General features: G+C 41.1%; 20 protein-coding genes. 7 read left to right on the forward strand and 13 right to left on the reverse strand.

Annotated features, from left to right (window positions below; genetic code table 11):
- Positions 1–572: 572 nt before the first annotated feature.
- From KZC02_RS02235 to KZC02_RS02250, 4 genes are all read left to right on the forward strand, one after another.
- Positions 573–2,270 (forward strand): DUF4331 domain-containing protein, encoded by a 1,698-nt coding sequence (locus KZC02_RS02235; RefSeq protein WP_221394918.1) that lies wholly within the window; start codon positions 573–575, stop codon positions 2,268–2,270.
- A gap of 27 nt (positions 2,271–2,297) precedes the next feature.
- A complete protein-coding gene (locus KZC02_RS02240) occupies positions 2,298–4,604 on the forward strand; it encodes a DUF4331 family protein (RefSeq protein WP_221392607.1) in 2,307 nt (768 codons plus the stop codon).
- 101 nt (positions 4,605–4,705) lie between these two features.
- A complete protein-coding gene (locus tag KZC02_RS02245; protein WP_221392608.1) occupies positions 4,706–5,974 on the forward strand; it encodes a tetratricopeptide repeat protein in 1,269 nt (422 codons plus the stop codon).
- Between the two features lie 84 nt (positions 5,975–6,058).
- Entirely contained in the window at positions 6,059–8,347 is a 2,289-nt protein-coding gene (locus tag KZC02_RS02250) for a TonB-dependent receptor (protein ID WP_221392609.1), read from the forward strand.
- A 53-nt stretch (positions 8,348–8,400) separates the two neighbouring features.
- Here the strand turns inward: KZC02_RS02250 and KZC02_RS02255 are convergent, their stop codons facing one another.
- Entirely contained in the window at positions 8,401–8,577 is a 177-nt protein-coding gene (locus tag KZC02_RS02255; RefSeq protein WP_221392610.1) for a DUF3606 domain-containing protein, read from the reverse strand.
- Between the two features lie 116 nt (positions 8,578–8,693).
- Positions 8,694–9,029, reverse strand: coding sequence for a hypothetical protein (locus KZC02_RS02260; RefSeq protein WP_221392611.1), 336 nt, complete (start codon positions 9,027–9,029; stop codon positions 8,694–8,696).
- Positions 9,030–9,530: 501 nt separating this feature from the next.
- On the opposite strand from KZC02_RS02260, the gene KZC02_RS02265 reads away from it, so the two are divergent.
- Entirely contained in the window at positions 9,531–10,616 is a 1,086-nt protein-coding gene (locus KZC02_RS02265; RefSeq protein ID WP_221392612.1) for a lipase family protein, read from the forward strand.
- Between the two features lie 266 nt (positions 10,617–10,882).
- Entirely contained in the window at positions 10,883–11,677 is a 795-nt protein-coding gene (locus tag KZC02_RS02270) for a BON domain-containing protein (protein WP_221392613.1), read from the forward strand.
- A 75-nt stretch (positions 11,678–11,752) separates the two neighbouring features.
- On the opposite strand, the gene KZC02_RS02275 is transcribed toward KZC02_RS02270, so the two are convergent.
- On the reverse strand, positions 11,753–15,907 hold the full coding sequence (locus tag KZC02_RS02275) for a T9SS type A sorting domain-containing protein (protein ID WP_221392614.1): 4,155 nt from the start codon (positions 15,905–15,907) through the stop codon (positions 11,753–11,755).
- Positions 15,908–15,917: 10 nt separating this feature from the next.
- Here KZC02_RS02275 and KZC02_RS02280 point away from each other — a divergent pair, with 10 nt between their 5' ends.
- Positions 15,918–16,073 (forward strand): hypothetical protein, encoded by a 156-nt coding sequence (locus tag KZC02_RS02280; RefSeq protein WP_221392615.1) that lies wholly within the window; start codon positions 15,918–15,920, stop codon positions 16,071–16,073.
- Between the two features lie 74 nt (positions 16,074–16,147).
- On the opposite strand, the gene KZC02_RS02285 is transcribed toward KZC02_RS02280, so the two are convergent.
- From KZC02_RS02285 to KZC02_RS02330, 10 genes are all read right to left on the reverse strand, one after another.
- Entirely contained in the window at positions 16,148–16,867 is a 720-nt protein-coding gene (locus KZC02_RS02285; protein WP_221392616.1) for a hypothetical protein, read from the reverse strand.
- Between the two features lie 1,213 nt (positions 16,868–18,080).
- A complete protein-coding gene (locus tag KZC02_RS02290) occupies positions 18,081–18,353 on the reverse strand; it encodes a DUF4242 domain-containing protein (protein WP_221392617.1) in 273 nt (90 codons plus the stop codon).
- Positions 18,354–18,471: 118 nt separating this feature from the next.
- Entirely contained in the window at positions 18,472–18,927 is a 456-nt protein-coding gene (locus tag KZC02_RS02295; RefSeq protein WP_221392618.1) for a GNAT family N-acetyltransferase, read from the reverse strand.
- 30 nt (positions 18,928–18,957) lie between these two features.
- Complete coding sequence (locus tag KZC02_RS02300) at positions 18,958–19,443, reverse strand: peptide deformylase (protein ID WP_221392619.1); 486 nt, start codon at positions 19,441–19,443, stop codon at positions 18,958–18,960.
- A gap of 55 nt (positions 19,444–19,498) precedes the next feature.
- Positions 19,499–19,951: a GNAT family N-acetyltransferase gene (locus tag KZC02_RS02305; RefSeq protein ID WP_221392620.1), complete on the reverse strand. Its 453-nt coding sequence runs from the start codon at positions 19,949–19,951 to the stop codon at positions 19,499–19,501.
- Between the two features lie 23 nt (positions 19,952–19,974).
- A complete protein-coding gene (locus KZC02_RS02310; protein WP_221392621.1) occupies positions 19,975–20,739 on the reverse strand; it encodes a methyltransferase domain-containing protein in 765 nt (254 codons plus the stop codon).
- A 205-nt stretch (positions 20,740–20,944) separates the two neighbouring features.
- Positions 20,945–21,700: a DUF4386 domain-containing protein gene (locus KZC02_RS02315; protein WP_221392622.1), complete on the reverse strand. Its 756-nt coding sequence runs from the start codon at positions 21,698–21,700 to the stop codon at positions 20,945–20,947.
- A gap of 8 nt (positions 21,701–21,708) precedes the next feature.
- Positions 21,709–22,167: a hypothetical protein gene (locus KZC02_RS02320; RefSeq protein ID WP_221392623.1), complete on the reverse strand. Its 459-nt coding sequence runs from the start codon at positions 22,165–22,167 to the stop codon at positions 21,709–21,711.
- Between the two features lie 80 nt (positions 22,168–22,247).
- Positions 22,248–22,811 carry a Crp/Fnr family transcriptional regulator gene (locus KZC02_RS02325; RefSeq protein WP_221392624.1) on the reverse strand — a complete coding sequence of 188 codons (564 nt, stop codon included), beginning with the start codon at positions 22,809–22,811 and terminating at the stop codon, positions 22,248–22,250.
- Positions 22,812–22,855: 44 nt separating this feature from the next.
- A complete protein-coding gene (locus KZC02_RS02330) occupies positions 22,856–23,329 on the reverse strand; it encodes a hypothetical protein (RefSeq protein ID WP_221392625.1) in 474 nt (157 codons plus the stop codon).
- Between the last annotated feature and the right edge of the window lie 80 nt (positions 23,330–23,409).

The raw sequence follows: 23,409 nt of genomic DNA on the forward strand, positions 1-23,409 counted from the left end.
GAAATGATCTTACCATGTAGAATAATCAGAAGGGTTACAAAATTTAAGATATACGTTATGTGCAGGAAATTCAGCTTTGTCAAAAAAATTTTAAATTTTTTTGACAGTATTTACGAATTAAGTTCAGCCAGGTTTTTTGTATAAGAAAGTTAAAAATCAATTGGACTCATTTTACAACAATATAACAATTACGTGTACGAATAGACGTACAGCTTTCCTGGCTTATGCGGCATTGTACTTTCCGCACTGTTCAAATCTCCATTTAGCAGATAAAAAATAAAATTATAATAAATTTTATCATAAAATTTATATTTTAATTAACTTAAATACTTATTCCGGTCACATTCAGTTCCGAAAAAACTTTCCCTCCAGTCATCTAAATTAAGTTTACCGGCGTATGTCTGCCAGACACTTGTCTGCTGATGGACAGTAACATATGAAATGAATCAGACGGCGTGTTTTCCTACTTCATAATAATTCATTTTAATTATTTTTCATATCTAAAAACTCTACTTATGCAAGTTTTCCCGCTGCGTTATTGCCAGCTTAGGATTGGATTCCTGAGTTGCGCTATGCTCCTCTTTTCGTTGGGTGGTTATGCCTCCAGCCATAGAGAAGCCCCGCTTATTTCCAACGATCCGCTTGCTGATAACACGGATGTTTACGCTTTCAAAAGTCCTGACGACCCGAATACCATCACCATCATTGCCAATTATATTCCGTTCGAATCCCCTGAAGGCGGACCTAATTATTACAATTTTGGCACACATGTCCGTTATGAGATCCACATTAAAAACAAGGTAAGCAGTGCCGGAGATGATATCACTTATCGCTTTACTTTTTCAAGTACCAATGAAGACCCCACTACTTTTTTCAATATCCGTTTAGGAAAACAAAATCTTAAAACAACATATAAATGCGAAAAAAGTACTGACGGTGGCCAGTCATTTATTACTATTGTTGATAATGGAATAGTGCCGCCAAATAACATTGGACCGCGCTCAATTGAAGGAAAAACTGTTGGGCTGGAAACGGATTATAATACCCTCGTACAGGGTGCCATTGCAACAGCATCAAGCGGGGAAAAAGTATTTTGCGGACCAGTGGACGATCCATTCTTTGTAGATCTGGCTGGTGCATTTGATGCAGGCAATTTCCGTCCGGAAGGTAACACAACCAATGCTCCGAAAGACGCCCTGAATCGTTTTAACGTTCACACTATTGCCATTAAAGTACCGGTTAATCTATTGCAAAAAGATGGAAAAGGTATCAGTCAGGCTTCCAGTATTCTCGATCCGGATTATGTAATCGGCGTGTGGGCATCTGCAAGCCGCCAGATGATCAAAACGCTTTATAATGAAGGCGACGTGGGTTACGACGGACAATATGTTCAGGTTTCACGCCTTGGAATGCCTTTGACCAATGAGGCCGTTATTCCAATAGGAATGAAAGACCTTTGGAATTCGCAAACTCCTTACGGTGGAAATGACCTGCAATTCGCTAAGTATTTCACTAATCCGGAGCTTGCCCTTTACATGGATGATTCCCAATTTGGTACTGCTGTTCCATCATTGGCTGCATTACGGATCCAAACCAAATCACTCGGCTCGTTCGATTTTCGTAATGGCAAACCTGGTTTGTATGGCCTGAAAGGAAATGCTGCACTGGACGGTACCGCTTTGGCAGAAGCAGCTTTCGGTGGAATATTATTGCCAGATGCCATGAGCCCGCGCGCTGTGGATCTTTTGCCAATATTTTATACAGGAGTCCCTAACCTTGCCCCGTATCAGTTGGCAACCGGCAAAAATAACAACCCGCTTGCAAAAGGAAAACCATTTATACACAATTTCCTGCCAACACTTGGTGATATGTTACGCCTGAACATGGCAGTACCGGCCACTCCGCGTAATGATCCGAAATTCAGTTCACTTGGTTTGGTACAGGCCGCGGTTTTGGGAATAACAGATCCGGCTTACAATACCTCGACCGATCTGCAATTTATCCCTAACATGGATGGTTTCCCGAATGGCCGTCGTTTGGAAGATGACGTAACGACTATAGAATTACAGGCTGTATCTGGCGTTGTACTTGCTGCCATTGGATTATTTTATGATGATGCCACAGCAACGGCTCCTGTTTCCCCTGCCCTTTTAAGCGTGCTTACTTTTAATTCAGGGCCAACAAAAAATGATGTGGCTTTAAAAACAGCATTTCCTTACGTGCAGAATCCATGGAGAGGCTATGATTATCCTGAAAAAGCCAGATTCTAATCCCAATCACTTTTATAAATAATCAATATGAAAAATCTTATATATCTGATTGGAGCTCTGGCCGTATTGTGCGTTCAGCCATTCCAGTCAAAAGCATCTTCTCACCGCGAGGCTCCGCTGATTTCGACCGACCCGCTGGCTGATAATACCGATGTCTATGCATTTAAAAGTCCTGCAAACCAGGAAAACATCGTTCTCGTAGCCAATTACATTCCTTTTGAACATCCTGCCGGTGGCCCCAACTGGTATTCGTTCGGAGAAAATATCCGCTACGAAGTGCATGTTGACAACAATGCCGCCACACCCGGCGCTGACATTGTTTACAGGTTTACTTTCAAAAAAATGAATGAAGATCCTTCAACATTTTTCCTGATCCGTCTGGGAAAAGAAAACCTGAAAACAACCTATACCTGTGAGCGCAGTATGGATGGCGGCCAAACATTTACAACCATTGTTTCTGACGGAAAAGTACCTCCACCGCATATCGGGCCGCGTTCCATCAATAACAAAACAGTTGGATTGGGTTCGACTTACGATGGTTTGGTTGAAAAATCGATCATGACGGCAAGCACAGGCGAAAAAATATTCTGCGGCCCGGTTGACGACCCTTTCTTTGTGGATCTGGGAGGCATTTTTGATCTTGGAAATATCCGTAAAGGCGGAGGAAAAGATGCAGTTGCCAAATTCAACTGCCATTCTATTGTGATAGAAGTGCCGGTTGCAACTTTACAAAAAAATAAGAAAACCGTAGCACAGGCTTCAACTATACTTGATCCTGATTATGTGATAGGCGTATATGCTTCTTCAAGCCGCAGGAAAATCACAACCTTATATAAAGGAAGTGATGTAGGATATGATGGCGGTTGGGTACAGGTTTCCCGACTTGGTATGCCACTCACAAACGAAGCGATTATTCCGGTTGGGATGAAAGACAAATGGAATGCAGTTACACCGGCCAGTGACCTGCAATTTGCAAAGTACTTTACCAACCCAGAACTGGCTTTATATATGGATGATTCTCAGTTTGGCACTGCGGTTCCCGGATTGGCCGATCTGCGTATTCAAACCAAATCACTCGGCTCATTCGATTTCCGTAATGGCAAACCTGGTTTATATGGCCTGAAAGGAAATGCTGCACTGGACGGCACTGCACTTTCAGAAGCTGCGTTCGGAAGCGTACTTTTGCCGGATTCTATGAGTCCGCGTGCCGTGGATATCCTGCCTATATTCTATACCGGTGTTCCAAACCTGGCTCCCTATCAGTTGGCAACAGGAAAGAACGGCAATCCATTAGCTGCCGGAAAACCTTTCATTCATAATTTCCTGCCAACCTTGGGCGACTGGCTTCGTTTGAATATGGCCGTACCTGCTACGCCACGTAACGATCCTAAATTCAGTTCATTGGGATTGGTACAGGCTGCCGCTCTCGGGCTTACAGATCCTATGTATAACACAACAAAAGATTTGCAGTTTATTCCGAATATGGATGGTTTTCCGAACGGTCGCCGGTTAGAGGATGATGTGACAACTATTGAATTACAAGCTGTTGGCGGTGTAGTTCTGGCAGCGATCGGGTTATGGTATGACGATTTTACACCTGGTGTAAGCGCCAGTCCGGTAACACCCGATTTGTTAGGAGTACTGACTTTCAATGCAGGTGTCACCAAAAATGACACTACCTTAAAAGCTAATTTCCCGTACCTCCAAAACCCATGGCCGGGTTTCCGGGGTGATAGTTACGAAGGAACTAGTCCCGGAACAGAAATTCCTGCGGTTCTTGCCGTCACAATTTCAAATCTCGATTGTATGACAGGAAGTTTCACCTTTGGCAGTACAGGAGCTGATCCTGCGAAAACTGTTGAATATTCGGCTGCCGGTGTTGTGAACGGAGGCTGGGGAACGAGTGTGAACCGAATGATTGAATCTGAATTATTTAAGGATGCCAACAGCCGCAGTACACTGACTGCAAAAGCACGTTACATCAATGAGCCTGCATCAGAAGTTAGCCTTGAATTTGAATTCCGTGCACAATGTATGAACATGCGCATCGGAGCCATGGCGAAAGATGATGGCAAGCAAGTTCCTTTATCAGCGGTTATTATGGGAAATCCTACCAACAACGATGAAGTATTTGTGGAGATTAAAGGAGCGTCGGGTAAGCGGGTACAGCTTGATCTGGTAAATAACAAAGGGCAGATTCTGGGTCAGCAGGTAATTGCAAAAGCCAATGCAACCGAACAGCGTGCAGTAAAATTGGGACACCAGTCAGGCTTTTATTATCTGCGTGTGACAACGCCTGATAAAAAGCATGTAGTTAAAATTTTACGGAAATAATACAAACATTCAATAACTAAAAACAAAAATGCCGGAGATTGATCAGGTATAATATCAGGTTGATCTCCGGTTCATTAAAATCCACAGTAATTCTTTAAAATATGGCAACTTTCAATTTTATCTATAAAAAAATATTTATCCTTTTTGTACCCGTTATTTTACTAGTGCAAGCTGGCTGTACTGATAAAAAGAAAACAGAAAGTTCTGAAAGTACAGCGGTAAGTACTGAAATACCACCTTTGTTTGAACGGCATGGTGAGCTGGCAAAAGCCACCGAATGGCCAAAAACCAAAGAGAAAGTTGATGAACTCAAGAAAAAAATAAAGGAAAATCCAGGTGATATTAAATCGCGTCTGCAGGTTGTTGTCATCTATTTGTCCGAAGCCAGAATTACAGGTGAACATCCCTATTATTACCCTGCTGTTATAAAAATTCTGGACGGGGTTTTGTCCATGGATCCAAAGAATTTTGAAGCGACAACTTTCAAGTCATCTGTGAAAATGTCGCAGCACCAGTTTGCTGAGGCACGGGACCTTGCAGAAAAAGCACGCCAGATCAATCCGGCCAATGCATACGTTTACGGTGTTCTGGTGGATGCCAACGTTGAACTTGGCAATTATAAGGAAGCTGTTGCCATGTCCGACAAAATGCAGGAGCTAAAACCTTCACTGGAATCTTATTCACGTGCATCCTATCTGCGTGAAATTTACGGCAATTATCCGGGTGCAATTGAAGCAATGAAACTGGCTGTACAGGCAGGCCTGCCGGGATCTGAGCCGCAGTGCTGGAGCAAAAACACGCTCGGACATTTATACGAAACAACAGGACAGCTAAAAGAAGCAGAAATCCAATATCAACAGATACTCAGCCTGCGCCCAAGTTATGCGTTTGCATTACGCGGACAGGCGCAGATTTTCAAAGCCAGGAAACAGTACGATAAAGCATTGGCTGAACTGGAAAAAGCCGCGAAGATTATGCCGGAATTTTCGTTTCATGAAGAAATGGCTGATATCTATGCGTTGCAGGGAAACAAAGAAAAAGCATCGGATAAATATAAGGAAGTAGTAAAAATGCTGAATGAAGATGCAAGCTCGGGTCATATTGTGGATCTTGAACTTTGTAAACTTTATACCAAAACCGGGCAGCTGGATTCCGCACTTGTTTATGGCCTGAAAGAATACGCAAAACGTCCCAAAAACATCGATGTAAATCATGCACTTGCTTTAGTTTATTTTGATGAAAAAAATAATGAAAAAGCGAGGCAACACATTGAGGTTGCGCTAAGTACTGGCAGTAAGGACCCCGAAATCCTGCAACTTGCTAATTTGATAAAAGCAAATCCAGATAGTAAAACACTGGCAAACAATTAATAGAAACTGCGTTGGAACAACGCTGAAATTTGGTACCAGACAATGAATAAAGTTCTTTCTTTGCCTGATAAAATCTGAACCGTTATGAATAGATATATACTCCTGATCTTGTTTATGCTTATAAGCCTGGCTTCTTACGCACATTTGGGAAACATATCCGGCACTGTTTATGACAAAGCTACTAACCTTCCGCTAAAAGGGGTCAATGTTCAGCTAACCAACATGGGTAAAACGACAACAACTGACGAATCGGGCCAATACAGGTTTGATGGATTGGTTGCGTCAAAGTATAAAGTTGAACTTTCACATGTCGGTTTTAGATCACAAATTTTAGAAGTGGTTGTTGCAGATGACCAGACAGCATTTTTAAAAACCTTTCTTGCTCTTTCAGATATCGAGTTGAGTGAAGTGGTAATATCGTCCCAACGAGCCCACGACCAGCAATTGATCAGCAGCCTGGATATAAAACTCAGGCCAATTACCAATTCTCAGGAAATCTTAAGAATGGTTCCGGGCCTGTTCATCGGACAGCATGCGGGAGGGGGAAAAGCAGAACAAATTTTTCTTCGCGGTTTTGACCTGGATCATGGCACTGATATACGCCTGACCGTTGACGGAATGCCAGTGAATATGGTTTCACACGCGCATGGACAGGGTTACGCTGATCTGCATTTTGTAATACCCGAACTGGTAAAAGGTGTTGATTTCAAGAAAGGCCCTTATAATGCTGAAAAAGGCAACTTTACTACTGCAGGCTGGGTCGATTTCAGGACTAAAGATGCATTGGAGCGCTCGTTTGTCAAACTGGAGGCCGGTCAGTATGATTCTTTCAGGGCAGTTGCCGGGATAGATTTGCTGGGTCACGGCAAGGCATCCCGCGAGGGGAATGATAAAAACCAGTCTGCATACATTGCCTCCGAATATTCATTCACAAACTCATATTTCGATAATCCGCAGAATTTTAACCGGTTGAATTTGGCAGGAAAATACCATGGACATATTGCTTCCAATACCACGCTGAGTTTAACAGGTTCGACATTCTGGAGTAAATGGAACCATTCGGGCCAGATTCCGGATCGGGCTTACGAATCCGGACAAATTGGATTTTATGGCTCTATCGATCCTTCTGAAGGTGGCGAAACGAGCCGCACTAATGTAAACGCTCAGTTTGTTACCTTGACTTCCAACAATTATATCATTAAAAACCAGGTTTTTTACACCAATTATAACTTTGAATTATACTCCAACTTCACATTCTTTCTGGAAGATTCTATCAATGGTGATCAAATCAGACAAAAAGAAAAACGCAATTTATTTGGATATAACGGCAGCATCTCCAAACAAACGAATTGGAAGAAAACGCAATGGACATCCACGCTGGGCGTACAATACAGACATGACCTGACAAATAGGACAGAATTATCCCACACCAAAAACAGATCTGTGACACTTGAAAATTACCAGCTTGGAAATATCAACGAATTGAATGCGTCCGTATATGCTGATGAATTGGTTCAGGTAACCGATCGTTTCACGGTCAATGCAGGTGTCCGGATCGATTATTTCAGGAATCAATATGAAGATCTGCTGGCTCAGCAAGTCAATACAAAACATGCTTCCGAAGCTATAGTCTCTCCGAAACTAAATTTTTACTACACTTTTAATCCCAGAGTGCAATTGTATCTGAATTCCGGCAAAGGATTTCATTCCAATGATACCAGAGCGGGTGGTAATCCGCTTGTAGCACCTCAGGGTGGAAAAAAGATTTTACCATCGGCTTACGGCTCGGATTTTGGTTTGATTTTCAAGCCATTTCCTAAAATGTTTATCAATATAGCTGCCTGGTATTTATGGCTTCAGCAGGAATTTGTTTATGTTGGTGATGCGGGCGTCATTGAACCAAGCGGAAAATCGAAACGGCAGGGACTGGATCTTTCCGTAAGATATCAACTGACAAAAACGCTGTATGCCGACGTGGACATAAGTTCGGCAAAACCTCGTGCAATCGGGGAACAGGAAGGCATGAATTATTTACCGCTGGCCCCGCTTTTTTCATCGACCGGAGGTTTATCCCTGCAAATGCCAAATGGTATAAGCGGCTCGCTCAGATACAGATATATGGCTGATCGCCCGGCGAATGAGGACAATTCCATAGTTGCAAAAGGTTATTTTGTGGGAGATCTGCAAATGAATTATGCCAGAAAAAATTACAATCTGGGACTTTCCGTACAAAATCTGCTGAACACAAAGTGGAAGGAAACGCAATTTGACACAGAAAGCCGCTTAAAGGGTGAAACACAATCTGTTGAGGAAATACATTTCACACCGGGAACCCCATTATTTGCACGTTTAAGCCTGACATTATTTTTCTAAAAAAAGAATGTTTTATCCAGAAAAAACTTTGGCATAAAACTTGATTAATGCAACTATTTGTTCAGATACGCACGTACTGCATCAGCAGATGTACCAACTTCTTTCACAGCTTTTTTCAACTCTTCTATTGAGCAGCCCAGTATGTCGGTCCAGTAAGTCACCTCATACTCATCATAGACATTAACCCTGCTGCTATCTTGCGGGCCTCTTTTTGTCTCATCGTCAGCCATAGTTTTTGTTGTTTGGTTTATCCCGGTCAAATCACAAAAACTATACCTGATTATATGAAATTTGACCTTATCATACTGATTTTTTCCTGATGTTAATTTTATTTAATATGCTTACATCAGGACTCAGCAAGTTTACGAAAATCCAGCGGCTGAATATCGGGAAGCAAATTTTCTCTTCTGGCTTCTGTTGAAAAAAGGAAGGGTTTGCTATAAAATTTAAAGAAGGCTTCCTGATCTGCAAATGGCGAGGTAACAAGATAATTACAGGCATTCAATAATGACATTTTTTGGCGGACCTGTTGCCAGTAACAATCCAGGAGCCAAATCCAGAACTGGGTTATCGTTTCATGAAATCCACTCGTCTCCGTATTTTCAGTACCCACTATCTCATTGTATTTGCGTATCAGCTTTGGTATCTGAATGGATGTTTCTTCCCGGCCATACTTCGCCACAAAATAAAGGCCAACTGTTAAATGCGCCTTGTGCGTCCAATCCTTCTGCAGGCAAAGTACCGCATACGAATGAATCGATAAGTGCTTTGATTTCTACTTCCTTCTGATAAGTACTTTCAATCATTACATCAAGCTTAATGGTTCGGGATTCACCTTTTAAATAATATGAAAAATCCAAAGCAAAAGATACATTGGATTTTTGTAATAATTTGAATTTGACATTCCATCAAATTTTAAATAAATCGATATTCAGCGGTTAATCAAATCTGTTTATCTTAAAATTCACAGATAAACAAAACGTTAACTGTTCCAATGTCCATTTAAAAAGTGCTTTTGCTGCTAAAAAAAGATTAGCTCTTACCTGAAAATAGTTTCGAAATCATTTTAACAAAAAAACCTGCGCGCAACCGGATAATAACGATTTGACTCCTTTTCCTAACATTTTAATAGAAATTCATGTATCTTTTTGCTTTAACTATCAACGTTTACATACTGCAGTTTATGAAATTACTTTTCATTTGGATAACGCTACTGATTAATTGTTTTTCTGTAATTAATTCTTTTGCTCAAAGCCAGCATTTAAAACCAGGTTTTGATAAGGCTGAATTGATTGATATGCTGAAAATAGCAGGTGGCCATGTCGATTCCGTTACCATCGGCTCGCCGGATATTTACAAAAAAACTTACCGCTCCCCTATCGTCGGCCTGGATAACCGCTGGGAATTATGGCAGCGTAACGATGGAGTTGCTGTAATCAGTCTGCGCGGAACTACGCTGGATCCGCTTGGCTGGCTGGAAAATTTTTATGCTGCAATGGTACCTGCTACTGGCCAGGTGAAATTAAGTCCGACTGAAACATTTTCATATAAATTAGCCAGGAATCCGAAAGCGGCAGTTCATGCCGGCTGGGTAATTGGTATGGCATATCTGGCCAAAGATGTATTGCCTAAAATGGACTCCTGTATAAAATCAGGTACGCGTGAATTTATTATTACAGGTGACAGCCAGGGTGGTGCTCTGGCATTTTTAATGACATCATATTTGTACGGCGAGCTGGGTGGCCGCCTTCCGGCAGACCTTAAATTTAAGACTTATTGTATAGCCGGGCCAAAACCAGGAAATCTGTATTATGCCTATGACTATGAAGCCCTGACCTATGGAGGATGGGGATTTAATGTTGTTAATTCTGCTGACTGGGTCCCTGAAATACCAATGACTGTGCAGACTACGGACGATTTTAACAAAACCAACCCATTTGTAGGCGTTCCGCAGATGATACGCAAACAGAAATTTTTTAAACGCATTGCACTTAACTATGCATTTAAAAAACTGGATAAACCCACCAGAAAAGCCCAAAAACAATATCAGCGCTTTTTAGGCACTTATATGGAAAAAACTGTGGTAAAAAACCTGCCGGACTATCAGTCACCATCCTATGTTCAAAGCAGTAATTATATGCGTGCCGGACAAACTATTGTGCTTCTTGCTGATGATGCATACTATAAGTTGTTCCCCGACGATCCGAAAGCTTTGTTTAAGCATCACTTTTTGAAACCTTATTTATATCTGGCGGAAAAACTTAAGTAGGTTTTTTAATTTTCTCTGCTCAAAGCGTTGCAAATGCTGAATCATTTTACCTTGATTTCCAATTGATGTTAGCGATCTTCTGTTCTTGGTTTAAACACATTGTGGACTTTTTAACACATAGCAAAAATTTTGCCATTTGCTAAAAATTTGACCGAACTTATTGATTTTCAGGGAACCAGACTAATATCCGTTTTTGGCATAATTTTTATAAATATTCCGTTATAATAATTTAATATTTATAGATTATCAACAAAAAGTAGCTTATTATGTCAAGTAACAATCGAAATCGGAAAGATTCCCGTTTTGATCAGAACAGGGAAGACAATGGCGACAGGTACGGCAGATATGGCCGTAATTCTGATCGGAATTCCAGGTATAATGATATAGGCAACCAGGGAAATTATCAAAACGACTGGTCAGACCAACGTTCGCAATTCAAGAGGAACGACGATTGGGATGATGATAACGATCGGTTCAGGCAAGGGAACAGATATAATGGCGGAAATACCGGAATCAGTGATTTTAATTACAATCAAGGTAACAGAGGATCTCAGTTTGATAGTGGAAGCCGTAGCAATAGAAGCAATTATCAAAGCAACTATGAAAACCAGGACCGCGGTTTCTGGGACCGCACAAAGGATGAAGTTTCGTCCTGGTTTGGAGATGATGATGCAGAACGGCGCCGGGATATGGACAGGCGGCAGCAACAAGGTGAACACAGAGGTAGGGGTCCAAAAGGTTACCGCCGTTCCGATGACCGGATTAAGGATGATATCAACGACCGTTTAAGTGATGATTCTTGGATTGATGCATCAGAAATTGAGGTAAAAGTAGAAAATGGCGAAGTAACTTTAACCGGAACAGTGGACGACCGGACTGCAAAACGCAGGGCAGAAGATATCGCCGATGGGATTTCAGGCGTATCAAACGTGGAAAACCGGATCCGGGTAAAACGCGAAGAATACAGTTCCAACCGTGTTACCGGTAATTCCTCAACTCAGACAAACGAAGCAAACGGAGCTTCACAAAGTGAACGTTCCAGAACAATATCTTCAAATTAATCTGATGTAAGTAAATAGTTTTGTAACAAAAAAAGCGCCTTAATCGGCGCTTTTTTTGTTTTTACACTTTGATAATCATTTACTGATAACCAATTTAAGTTTTGTTGTTGTACCGTTCTTATGCGTAACTTTTACTATGTAAATGCCATCCAGCAGAAAATCTGCATCAATTCTGCCCGACAAAATAGACGTTGATTTAAACTCAGTCAAGCCGTATGAGTTAATAATGGCAACTTCTTTCACACTTTTAAGGTCCACATCTTTAAGAAAGAAAACATTTGATGCAGGATTGGGAAAAAGTGTAACCGGCTCAGCAGCAAGCTCATCAAAAGTTATATTCCTGATTTGGCTGTAAGCGAAGGTACCGTCATTATCAACCATTTTAAGGCGATAGTAATTGATTCCTGTTAATGGAGAAATATCTGAAAAGTTATAATTCAATAGTACCTTACTATCGCTCGCTGCTGCTTTTTTACCGATTAATACCCAGTTTTTAGCATCACTGCTGCGTTCAATGTCAAAGTGCTCACTATTGGTTTCAGTTGCTGTAGTCCATTTTAATAAAGCGGTTATTCCTTCCGGTGACCCTTTCTCCACATCAAACTTCGTAAGCTTTACCGGAAGCGCATTAGTCCAGCTGAGCTGATACACAGCATTTACACCCAGTAAACCATCACTGTCCTTAAAAGAATAGTTAAACTCAGTTTCTGTTTGTCCTGCCCCCGGAATCTTTAACGTTATTTTAGACGAATTGAAATTATCTACTTCTTGATTTAACGTTATTAATTCAGCTCCTGTGCCGGAATCATAGCTTAAAGCCGCATTATTGGTCGCCAGTTTAGTGATAACCAGTGTGCTGGTTGTTGTAGATCCGCCCAAAACCCCGTCTTCCAGATCTATGCCATAAGGTGCAGGAGGATTACCACCAATACCGTTCAAAGTTAATACCTGACCGGCAGTAACTGGTTGTGTATACGTGAAATTAACTCCACCTGCTACGGATACAGTACAAGATGGAATAGTAAGAATAATAGTTCCTGACAATTCAGAAGTACAGCTGCCAAGTGTAGCATATACGGTATAAACACCCGGAGGTGCGGCTACTGTCTCGCCGCTAATTGAAACACCCGAAGATGGCAGCACATGGTAAGTATAGGCTGCATTGTAATTGGAAATAGTGAAAGTCCCTGTATTTACCAGGCAGGTTGGCTGGGCGCCTTCAACTAAAACCGGCCGAACAGGCACAGCCGGTTGCGCATCAATCACTACTTCGGCAGAAACCTCCGAAACGCAGTCACCAAAATTAGCTGTTACGGTGTAAGTACCAACTGGCGCAGTGACGATCCCAAGCATACGCGACACTCCTGTTGATGGGCTGATCGTGTAATTATACAGTACATTATAATTGGAAATCGCAAAGGACCCGGTCGGGATCAGACAGGTTGGCTGGGTTAAAGAAACGAGTGTCGGCGTCGGCGGGGCTACGGGTTGGGCTTCAATCACTTCTTCGGCAGAAACCTCAGAAACGCAGTCTCCGAAATTGGCCGTTACGGTGTAAGTCCCAACCGGCACAGTGACGATCCCAAGCAAACGCGAAACTCCTGCCGATGGGCTGATAGTGTAATTATACAATACATTATAATTGGAAATCGCAAAGGTCCCGGTCGGGATCAGGCACGTTGGCTGGGTCAAAGAAACCAGTGTCGGCGTTGGTGGCGCAAGCGGCTGTTCTTCAATCACTTCTTCGGCAGAAACCTCTGAAACACAGTCACCGAAATTGGCCGTTACCGTGTAAGTGCCAACTGGTGCAGTGACAATCCCAAGCAAACGCGACACTCCTGTTGAGGGGCTGATCGTGTAATTATACAGTACATTATAGTTGGAAATCGCAAAGGTCCCGGTCGGGATTAGGCACGTTGGCTCGGTCAAAGATACAAGCGTCGGTGTTGGTGGCGCAAGCGGCTGTTCTTCAATCACTTCTTCGGCAGAAACCTCTGAAACGCAGTCTCCGAAATTGGCCGTTACCGTGTAAGTACCGACTGGCGCAGTGACAATACCCAGCAAACGCGATACTCCAGTTGAGGGGCTGATCGTGTAATTGTATAGTACATTGTAATTCGATATCGCAAAGGTCCCGGTCGGGATCAGGCACGTTGGCTGGGTCAAAGATACAAGCGTCGGTGTTGGTGGCGCAAGCGGCTGTTCTTCAATCACTTCTTCGGCAGAAACCTCTGAAACGCAGTCTCCGAAATTGGCCGTTACCGTGTAAGTACCGACTGGCGCAGTGACAATACCCAGCAAACGCGATACTCCCGTTGATGGGCTGATCGTGTAATTGTATAGTACATTGTAATTCGATATCGCAAAGGTCCCGGTCGGGATCAGGCACGTTGGCTGGGTCAAAGATACAAGCGTCGGTGTTGGTGGCGCAAGCGGCTGTTCTTCAATCACTTCTTCGGCAGAAACCTCTGAAACACAGTCGCCGAAATTGGCTGTGACGGTGTAAGTCCCAACTGGTGCAGTGACAATACCAAGCAAACGCGATACTCCCGTTGATGGGCTGATCGTGTAATTATACAATACATTGTAATTTGAAATCGCAAAAGTTCCGGTCGGGATCAGACAGGTTGGCTTGGTCAAAGATACAAGCGTCGGTGTTGGTGGCGCAAGCGGCTGTTCTTCAATCACTTCTTCGGCAGAAACCTCTGAAACACAGTCGCCGAAATTGGCTGTCACGGTGTAAGTACCAACCGGGGCAGTGACGATCCCAAGCAAACGCGATACTCCCGTTGATGGGCTGATCGTGTAATTGTATAGTACATTGTAATTCGATATCTCAAAGGTCCCGGTCGGGATTAAACAGGTTGGTTCGGTCAAAGAAACGAGTGTCGGCGTTGGTGGCGCTACGGGTTGGGCTTGAATCACTTCCTCCAGGGAAACTTCAGACGTACAGCTACCCAAAGTTGCAGTTACCGTATAAGTACCAACCGGTGCAGTGACAATACCCAATAAACGGGACACTCCGGCAGACGGAGTAATCGTGTAATTATACAGGGCATTATAATTCGTTATAGCAAAAGTTCCCGTTGAAACAAGGCATGTTGGCTGTGTTACAGATGCAAGCGTTGGCTGTGACGGGGTAACAGGTTGCGAATTGACAGTCTGCAAAGCAGAACCCAACGAGATACAACTTCCAAGTGTAGCATTAACTGTATAAATCCCTGCAGGTGCGGTGATCGTTGCACCGCTTTGCGAAACTCCTGTTGATGGTGTGATGGAATAAGTGTATGCCGCATTGTAATTGGAAATATCAAAGGAGCCCGTAGCAACCGTACACGTTGGCTGGGTAACCGCTGTAAGCGTTGGCTGGGCAGGAGTTACAGGTTGCGCATTAATTATCTCGGAAGCAGATGCCGCAGAAGAACAACTACCCAATGTTGCAGTTACTGTATAGGTACCAGCCGGAGCGGTAACAATCCCCAGTAACCGCGAAACGCCGGCGGATGGGCTGATCGTGTAAGTATACAAAACATCATAGTTTGTAATCGAAAAGGTACCGGTTGAAACCAGACAGGTTGGCTGAGATAACGGTGCCAAAGTTGGCTGTGGCAGTGCAGCAGGCACACTCAGTGTTTCTGATGCGGTTGAAGAAGTGCAACTGCCGAATGTCGCAGTTACCGTATAGGTGCCTGCTGGAGCTGTGACTACTCCAAGTAAACGCGATACACCAGCGGACGGACTGATTGTATAACTGTAAAGTGCATTGTAATTGGTAATAGAAAAAGTTCCCGTTGAAACAAGGCAGGTCGGCTGGGTTAATAATGAAAGCGTTGGCTGTGACGGGGTAACAGGTTGCGAATTGACAGTCTGCAAGGCAGAACCCAACGAGATACAACTTCCAAGTGTAGCATTAACTGTATAAATCCCGGCAGGTGCGGTGATCGTTGCACCACTTTGCGAAACTCCTGTTGATGGTGTGATGGAATAAGTGTATGCCGCATTGTAATTGGAAATATCAAAGGAACCGGTAGCAACCGTACACGTTGGCTGGGTAACCGCTGTAAGCGTTGGCTGGGCAGGAGTAATCTGCGCATTAAGTGTATGCGAAGCTGAGGCTATAGAAGTACAACTGCCTAGTGTAGCAGTCACAGTATAAGTGCCGGCTGGTGCAGTAACGACACCCAATAAACGAGAGACACCAGCCGAGGGACTGATCGTGTACGTATACAATGCATTATAATTGGAAATTGTAAAAGTACCGGTTGACACCAAACAGGTTGGCTGGGTAAGTGGTGTTATTGTGGGTTGTACAGGAGTAGCTGGCTGTGCGTTGATGGATACAGAATTGGAAGCAGCAGAAACACAACCGCTTGCATTGGTAACGGTGTACGAATAACTTGTACTTGCGGCGGCAGTATTATCAATATATATTGTACCCGATCCCGACGTGGTCAGGGTTGTAGCTCCGCGCTATAGTGTCCAGTTTCCGGTTGCCGGCAGATTACCTATCGTTACTGAACCTGTAGAGGTAGCGCAGGTTGGCTCCGTCGTAACGGTCGCCGTAGGTGTACCAGGTGTACAGGAAGTTAGAAATACATTATCTACCCCAATATCATCTGCACACAGGAAACAGCTACCCGAAATCATTTTAATTTCAAGTATTCCTGATGTAGGTATACCATTTGGCAGTGTAAATGAAGCAGTTGCAAAATTATTTGCTGTGACTGTTGATACAGGAACTGTTACTGTTGCACCTGTGGCTCCATTTAGCGGTGTTATGGATGCACTGCTTGTGCTTATACTCTTTGTAATCATTTGCCCATATACAACACCATTATAACTGATCTGGAATGTGGATGCAGTTCCGGAAATACTCGAATAATTCCAGTTCAGGCTGAATGATAAAACAGCTCCGTTAGGTGCTACATTAGTGAGCGATTGGGTTAAGGTACCCGTTGTACTATTATTTGCAATATTACTGGCAAAGGCACCATTAGAACCAATCCCACCGATTACCCAAACCCACCCTCCGGTAATAGGGTTAGCAGTCCAATTAATTAACGTTGCGTCAAAGTTGCCATTTGAAACCGCATTTTGCGCTCGCAAATCAACATTCCCGACAAATAAAAAATAAAAAAGAACAGACATAAGCAGCCCTTTCCATGCAGTTTGTACAAATAACCTTTTCATAATTGATTTGATTTTTTTAATAATTAAAACATCGCAATTAATTATTCAGGAATTATGTGGGGTAAATAGTGGCCTGACTTTTACATTGTAAAAGTTTTATAAATGCACTTTTTATTAGTTGATATTACGCTGAGTTTCAATGGAACAAAACAACAATAAACTCATATAAAAGCAGGAGCAATTGAAATCTTGCGCTACTTTATAAAAGAATCAAATTCTATATTTAAATATCTAATTTTAACGATCAAATTGAATATTTACTAATCATAATAATTAAATTCTTCAAATACATTTTTACAAATAGTAAATATTAATTACTTTAAAAAGAGAAATATTTCTATTGTTTTGAAACGGTAATTACGGTAATAGAAATCCATTGGCAGATTACGATTCAGCCAAATAATTAATCTACATGAATAAGTATTATAGTATAAAGAATTGTACGAAATCCTATAAAATAAAATACATTTAACTTATTACCAGATAGTTAGTAACAAATTTCACTTATATCCATATCAAAATCACATTGATGCAGTTATAAAATAATCTATTCAACTGGCAGATATTAAATATGATTTGCTGTAAATTTTTACATTAACACTCAAAAGTAAACTTTGTAACACTTATTTATTTACAACAACGAAGAAGTACTATTTTATAAATTTTTATCTATCATAGTTGGTTTTTAGTTTAAGTAATTATTGAAGATTTAAATTATATAAAAAATAAATCATTTCTATACAAATAATAAAAATATAATGAAATTATTTGAATTTATAATGAAAATTAACTCTATGTTTCTATACAAGAAAATCAAATATTTAATTAAAACTAATTTTTATCTTGCTCATTTTTAAAAATTGAAAATGGATCTAATCTGTATTTGAATATTGTTCGTTTTTATCCGGAACAAATTATCAGATATTAAATTGCTGGCATTTTGAATCTTGAAATTTGTAACTGACAGTGGTGCATTTGACCTCAGAAATACCAGTAGCCGCAAAGGCACAAAAACACTGAATTAGATTAGTGTTTTTGTGCCTTTGCGGCTACTTGCGTTTTAGCAACATTGTCTATCTTATTTTTTCAAATTGTTATTTAGCAGTTAAATTCCCCTAAACTTTAAACTTAAAATTGAATGTAAGCCGTACGCTTAATTTGTACGGTTTACATTCAATCATTCCACAACCTTTTCTTCGTTAATGATTTAGCACTATTCCGAAGTCACAGGATCAATAATGGCTGACACCTCACTTACGGAATTTGCCGGAAATCCACCTTGCCGGGCGTGTTCAAGAATCATCTCCTTGTCCGGCGCTATATAAACGCAATAGATTTTGTCACCGGTCACATAACTTTGCTGCCACTGAATTTCTGGCCCCATGTTCCTCAATACATTACAGGAAGTTTGCGAAACACCTTTTAGCTCTTCCTGACTCAATTTTCCAGCTCCCGGAATTTCTCGTTCAATCACATACTTAGGCATAATCGTACACTTTAAGTGAAAAAATATGATCATTTCTATATCAAATTTAATCACCCGAAAAACTTAAACATACTACCATTTATTATTCGGTTTTGAAATGGCAATTTTAATTCAGGAATCAATCTGAAATCAAATTGATACTACATTCCATTCTATATAAATCAAAACCAGCAGCCCAGTAATCTTTTACAATTTCTTTAATTTCAAAACCAAATTTTTCATAGAATTTATACGCCAGCTGAGAGGTGCGGACAGTAATTACTTGCATTTTCCCCAATTCTTTTATCCGGTCAATCCTGTATTTTATCAATGCGCTGCCAACACCTTTCCCCTGGTATTCAGGATGGACAATATCCCATGACAATCCGATTTTTTTTGGATCGTTTGACATATTAAAACCGCCGCAACCAACGATAACTCCATCTGTTTCAGCAACGAAGTAATACTCAATATGATTGTCAAAATAATAGATCAGGTCCTTTTCCTCATCTGGCGAAAAATATTCGGGCGTGTTCAGCCTCAACAACGCTATTATTTTCTCCCGGTCAGCATCCTGGTATTTTCTGATATTCATTTTAGAAATTATATTTAATTCCAAAACATTTTACGGCCGCCATTTAAAAGATCTATCGTCAATCGCTCTCATTGTACATAAAATCCCGTCTAAATGATCGTACTCATGCTGTAACAATTCTGACAAATCATCGCTCATTTTCCATTCCTGTGGCTTCCAGTCTTCGTCCAGATATTTTATAGTCAGGCTTTTATGGCGTTTTACTTTTACTAGCAGGTTTGGAAAACTCATACAATCGTCCCAAATCTCAAACATTTCATTGCTCAAACTCGTCAATTCTGGATTAATGAATACAATTGGCTTTTCTATATTCATGTAAATGACCCGTTTCATAATCCCCAATTGCGGTGCTGCAATCGCCCTGCCAAAGTTATATTTTGCCCTGATCTCTTTCATGACCTGGTCCAGGTCAGCAACCCAATCTTTCACCAATGGCAGTTCCGATTGCAGGACAGGTTCACAAACTTCATAAAGAAGCGGATTTCCCAATTGTAATAAATCACTTAATCCTTTCATACGTTTTTCTTTACTCTTGAAATTTTCACTATTAAAAAGTCAAAAAAAGGGTTTATCATTTCAGTTCCTTTTCAAAACAAACACTGTTTTCGATCCCTATGTATTGCCCGTAATTAGAAACTATCCGGTAACCGTTCTTTAGATAGAGTGCAATGGCATCCGGCTGTCTTTTCCCGGTTTCCAGTACGCAGTTCTGGTAAGATAATTCTGCTGCCCAACTTTCCAGTCCACTCAAAATCAGGGTTGCAATTCCTTTTCCACGGCTTTCCGGTAAAGTATACATGCGTTTAACTTCCATGGCAATTAAGTCAAATTCCTTCATCGCCCCACAACCGATTGGTTTGTCATTGTCATAAACAACGACCGCGTGTTTAATCTTGTCGATCTTATTAAACTGTGCATAAAATGCATGCTCGGTACCGTCTGTCCGTGCCAGATCGGCATCCAGCAATTTAACAAGACTGATAAAATCAGGATCATCTGAATCAGTTCTTACTAACTTAATCATTGTTTTAATAATATGGTGTTTAATCAAAAAGTCGCTTCCAGAATGATTCTCTTAAAGGAATAAAACACAGGAGAACCAGGAAATTTATTCTTCAAAAGTATCCTGTATTGATCGCTGAAATTTTGTTTATAATCTCCTTCGAGTTTTTCCAGGTACGGAATTAAGGCAGTTCCGGAAACCCAGTCAAATAAGGCATTTGAGTCCTCTAAAATCAGCGGATAAATTTTTTCATAAACGGTCATTGACTTGCTTCCGTTTTCAAAAAATATCTGTGCATACGAATCAATATCCAAAACCGGTGATGTTCTTTTCCAGTCTTTCAATATAACTTTAAATGGCTCTTCGTCAGCCATTTCATTCAATATTTTGTTGGAGATATTCTGTTGCTGATCAGGAATCTGAATTAATAGCTGTCCGTTTTTCCTGATCTTTGAAATGATTTCGGGCAAAAGCACTTCATGATTCCCGACCCACTGAATAGCTGCATTGGAAAATACCAGGTCCCATTTTTTATCAGATTTCAATTGCTCTTCAATGGATCTGCATTCAAATTTAACCTGTTCATTCTCAAAAGCTTTTGAATCATTGAGCATTTCCTGGGAAGAATCAATTCCTAAAACATTTGAACCCGGCAATGTATCAGCAAGTTTTCTTGTCAGCTCACCGGTTCCACATCCGAGATCAATAACTTCCATGCCAGGCTTAACATGTACCAATGCCAGTAAATCATAAAACGGCGCAAATCTTTCCGACTTAAATTTATTATAAACTTCCGGGTTCCAGGCCATAATTTAATATGATTCTCTGTGATGCATCAATGAATTTGTATCCGCGAAGATACTGTTTCTCCATTTACCAGTTATCCGTAAAGAAGCAATGAATTAGTAAAAAGTTTGAGATAATAAAGTAAAAGCGCCCACTAAGGAACGCCTGAAAAGTAACCTGAATCTTGAATTTGGGTTTATTTTGAAAGTTTTTTATGAGTTTGAAGTTTCAGCTTTGTGTTTCCATAGCCGTTTTACCCGATGCATATTCCTCAACAGTATTGCTCTCCATTTCTTTCCTCCTGAAAAATATTATTCCGATTATAATCAGCCAAATCAGCCAGAGCGTACTTCCGACAAAACCTGCCAAATCCCAAACCGGAAATTCCGGTATAACGGTAGCAAATAATTCTGCCTGAGCAAGCAGGTAAATGAACGAACTAATATAGCCAAGCCAGTTGACCCACTTTGGCATCAGTTTCAGTTTTGCAAAAGATAACGAGAGCATCAGTGTCCAGGTTATCGTAAAAAGCTGGCCCAAATATTCCCCCAGAATTACACCTGCAAACTGATGTATTATTTTGAATCCAACTATTGCAGCAGCTTTGGTTGCTTCATCGGTAGCATGTACAAACGTATCTGCCAGTACGGGCACCACGAAAGTCCAGCGGAACAGGCCAATCATCTGCACGATTAAACCAGTAACACCAATATTAGTAGCCACACGAATCAGTGAACCTTTGTTTTCTAATTTTTGCCCGATCAGAATGTAAGCCGGCAGTAGTGGAATGCCTGCAATGGCGAACGAAAACCAAGTCAGGATCAAAGTATTGCCGCCTTCATAAAATTTTGACAGAATAATCGCTGTGTCTTGTCTCAGAATATCCGGGTACTCAAAAATGATCGTCAAAATCGTGTATGGAATTAATACGCCGGCTGACCCAATTATCAATAAGCCTCCGATTGTTTTGTTATACGTTTTCATGAATGGTTTTATTTAAAGAAAAATGAATAACTGATACCTGGTGTCGGATTGATTTTCAGGCTTTCACCTTTGGCTGCGACCGCAATGGCACCGATCCTGAGATTGAGCCCTTTCCAAACAATCCAGCGAAAACCCGCTTCTGCACCAATAGCATTTTTGTCTTCATATTCCCTGTTTTGGCCGCGCAGATAAGAAACTCCGGAATAAAAGGAAGATGGATTTTCTTTTTTCCCGACTGGAAGAAACCAAAATGTTACACCTGTTTTTATAAAACTTGTGTTCTCTCCTGATTTAAATGCAGTCGGGTAATAACCCGCATGAACTGAAAGCTGGTGATAGCGATATTCGGCTCCGATGGATGGATTACGAAATCCGTTGATACTGATTTCCTTATTGGAAAATCGGCTTTGCGCATAAATGTTGCCAAACAGGAAAATAAATAGAATGGAAGTAATGAGCTTTTGCATATCCTTTTTTGTTTAAGTGATGATGCAAAGTTCATAAGTACAGCATTTTAGCTACCGGACAAATGTCTAAAAAGTAAAATTCAGCGAATATTATTCCGGATCCGGCTGAGGTGGCGCGGAGTGATCCCCAGAATGGAAGCCAAATGCTGTAAAGGGATTTGCTGTAAATGATGCGGCTCTTTGGTTAGCATTTTTTCATAACGTTGTTCAGCAGTCAGTACGATCAAATCGTGACGACTGGCGTCGATGCCGCAAATCGTAGCTTCTAAAAGCCCGATATAAAAATCTTTAAAAGCCGGAATTTCAGTAACCAGTTTTTTAAGATTTGTTTTACTGATCAGTGAAACGCTTCCTTCCGTTAATGCCCTCACATTTTCAAGCGCAGGCGCTCCGCTGATAAAACTTAATACAGAGGCAAGAAAAGTATTTTCAATAGATACGTAGGTCGTTCTTTCTTCACCATCTTTCAAAACATAATATTGGAATAAACCACTTTCCACAAAACCAATATGTTTGCTTACCTTACCTTCCTCGACTACATATTCATTTTTCCTAAAAGATCTCAGCTCAAACGATTCCAGGATATGTTCCAGGTTTTCATCCCTGAAACCTATTTTTTCAAAATATTTTTTTAGCTTTTCCATGGAGTTCTGTAAGGCGGTCTATGAATGCTAACTGTACACAATCGTTATTCAGTCGTAGGCTGTATCATCTCCCGGATTGATGCCCAGCCGGTCGGACTTGGTTTGTAACGGGCGTAAATCACCATAGCTCTTCCCTTAAATATAAATGGTTTACCGCCATCCTTTGGTGTGCCTTCAATCGTGAAAAGTGCCTGCTCGATCGCCGTATCACCCTGAATCAATAAACTCTCAACCTGATTTTCTTTAAAATTAAGAGTAAAATTTTCCAGTGTTCCCTTCAAATCCTTTTCAACTGCATCGCGTCCATTTAAATAATTTTTGTAGGCAAGGGCTTTAATCACGTTGGGATGATGATAGGAAATAATGGCCGGAACGTCACTCTTTGCAAAAGCAGCACGAATGGCGACACTAGTTTGTTCAAGCGCTTTTCTGTCAGGATCATTCCCTTTGGGATTATGACTTGCCGAGCAACCAACGAATAACAATAAAATAATTCCGGCATGCATTATACTTTTCATGTATCTATCGTTGAGTTGTTGTTTAGTATTTACTTTCTGTAATTAACAGTCGTTTAAAAAGATTTGGGTACATGGCAACA

This window comes from Dyadobacter sp. NIV53 (assembly GCF_019711195.1).
Lineage (GTDB): Bacteria > Bacteroidota > Bacteroidia > Cytophagales > Spirosomataceae > Dyadobacter.

Bases quoted from the DNA above. Each gene is read 5' to 3' on its own strand.
- KZC02_RS02285 (WP_221392616.1), bottom strand. From the start codon at position 16,867: ATGAAAAGGTTATTTGTACAAACTGCATGGAAAGGGCTGCTTATGTCT.
- KZC02_RS02310 (WP_221392621.1), bottom strand. From the start codon at position 20,739: ATGGCCTGGAACCCGGAAGTTTATAATAAATTTAAGTCGGAAAGATTT.
- KZC02_RS02255 (WP_221392610.1), bottom strand. From the start codon at position 8,577: ATGGCTGACGATGAGACAAAAAGAGGCCCGCAAGATAGCAGCAGGGTT.
- KZC02_RS02315 (WP_221392622.1), bottom strand. From the start codon at position 21,700: ATGAAAACGTATAACAAAACAATCGGAGGCTTATTGATAATTGGGTCA.
- KZC02_RS02235 (WP_221394918.1), top strand. From the start codon at position 573: ATGCTCCTCTTTTCGTTGGGTGGTTATGCCTCCAGCCATAGAGAAGCC.
- KZC02_RS02320 (WP_221392623.1), bottom strand. From the start codon at position 22,167: ATGCAAAAGCTCATTACTTCCATTCTATTTATTTTCCTGTTTGGCAAC.
- KZC02_RS02330 (WP_221392625.1), bottom strand. From the start codon at position 23,329: ATGAAAAGTATAATGCATGCCGGAATTATTTTATTGTTATTCGTTGGT.
- KZC02_RS02265 (WP_221392612.1), top strand. From the start codon at position 9,531: ATGAAATTACTTTTCATTTGGATAACGCTACTGATTAATTGTTTTTCT.
- KZC02_RS02250 (WP_221392609.1), top strand. From the start codon at position 6,059: ATGAATAGATATATACTCCTGATCTTGTTTATGCTTATAAGCCTGGCT.
- KZC02_RS02295 (WP_221392618.1), bottom strand. From the start codon at position 18,927: ATGAATATCAGAAAATACCAGGATGCTGACCGGGAGAAAATAATAGCG.
- KZC02_RS02300 (WP_221392619.1), bottom strand. From the start codon at position 19,443: ATGAAAGGATTAAGTGATTTATTACAATTGGGAAATCCGCTTCTTTAT.
- KZC02_RS02305 (WP_221392620.1), bottom strand. From the start codon at position 19,951: ATGATTAAGTTAGTAAGAACTGATTCAGATGATCCTGATTTTATCAGT.
- KZC02_RS02240 (WP_221392607.1), top strand. From the start codon at position 2,298: ATGAAAAATCTTATATATCTGATTGGAGCTCTGGCCGTATTGTGCGTT.
- KZC02_RS02270 (WP_221392613.1), top strand. From the start codon at position 10,883: ATGTCAAGTAACAATCGAAATCGGAAAGATTCCCGTTTTGATCAGAAC.
- KZC02_RS02245 (WP_221392608.1), top strand. From the start codon at position 4,706: ATGGCAACTTTCAATTTTATCTATAAAAAAATATTTATCCTTTTTGTA.
- KZC02_RS02325 (WP_221392624.1), bottom strand. From the start codon at position 22,811: ATGGAAAAGCTAAAAAAATATTTTGAAAAAATAGGTTTCAGGGATGAA.
- KZC02_RS02290 (WP_221392617.1), bottom strand. From the start codon at position 18,353: ATGCCTAAGTATGTGATTGAACGAGAAATTCCGGGAGCTGGAAAATTG.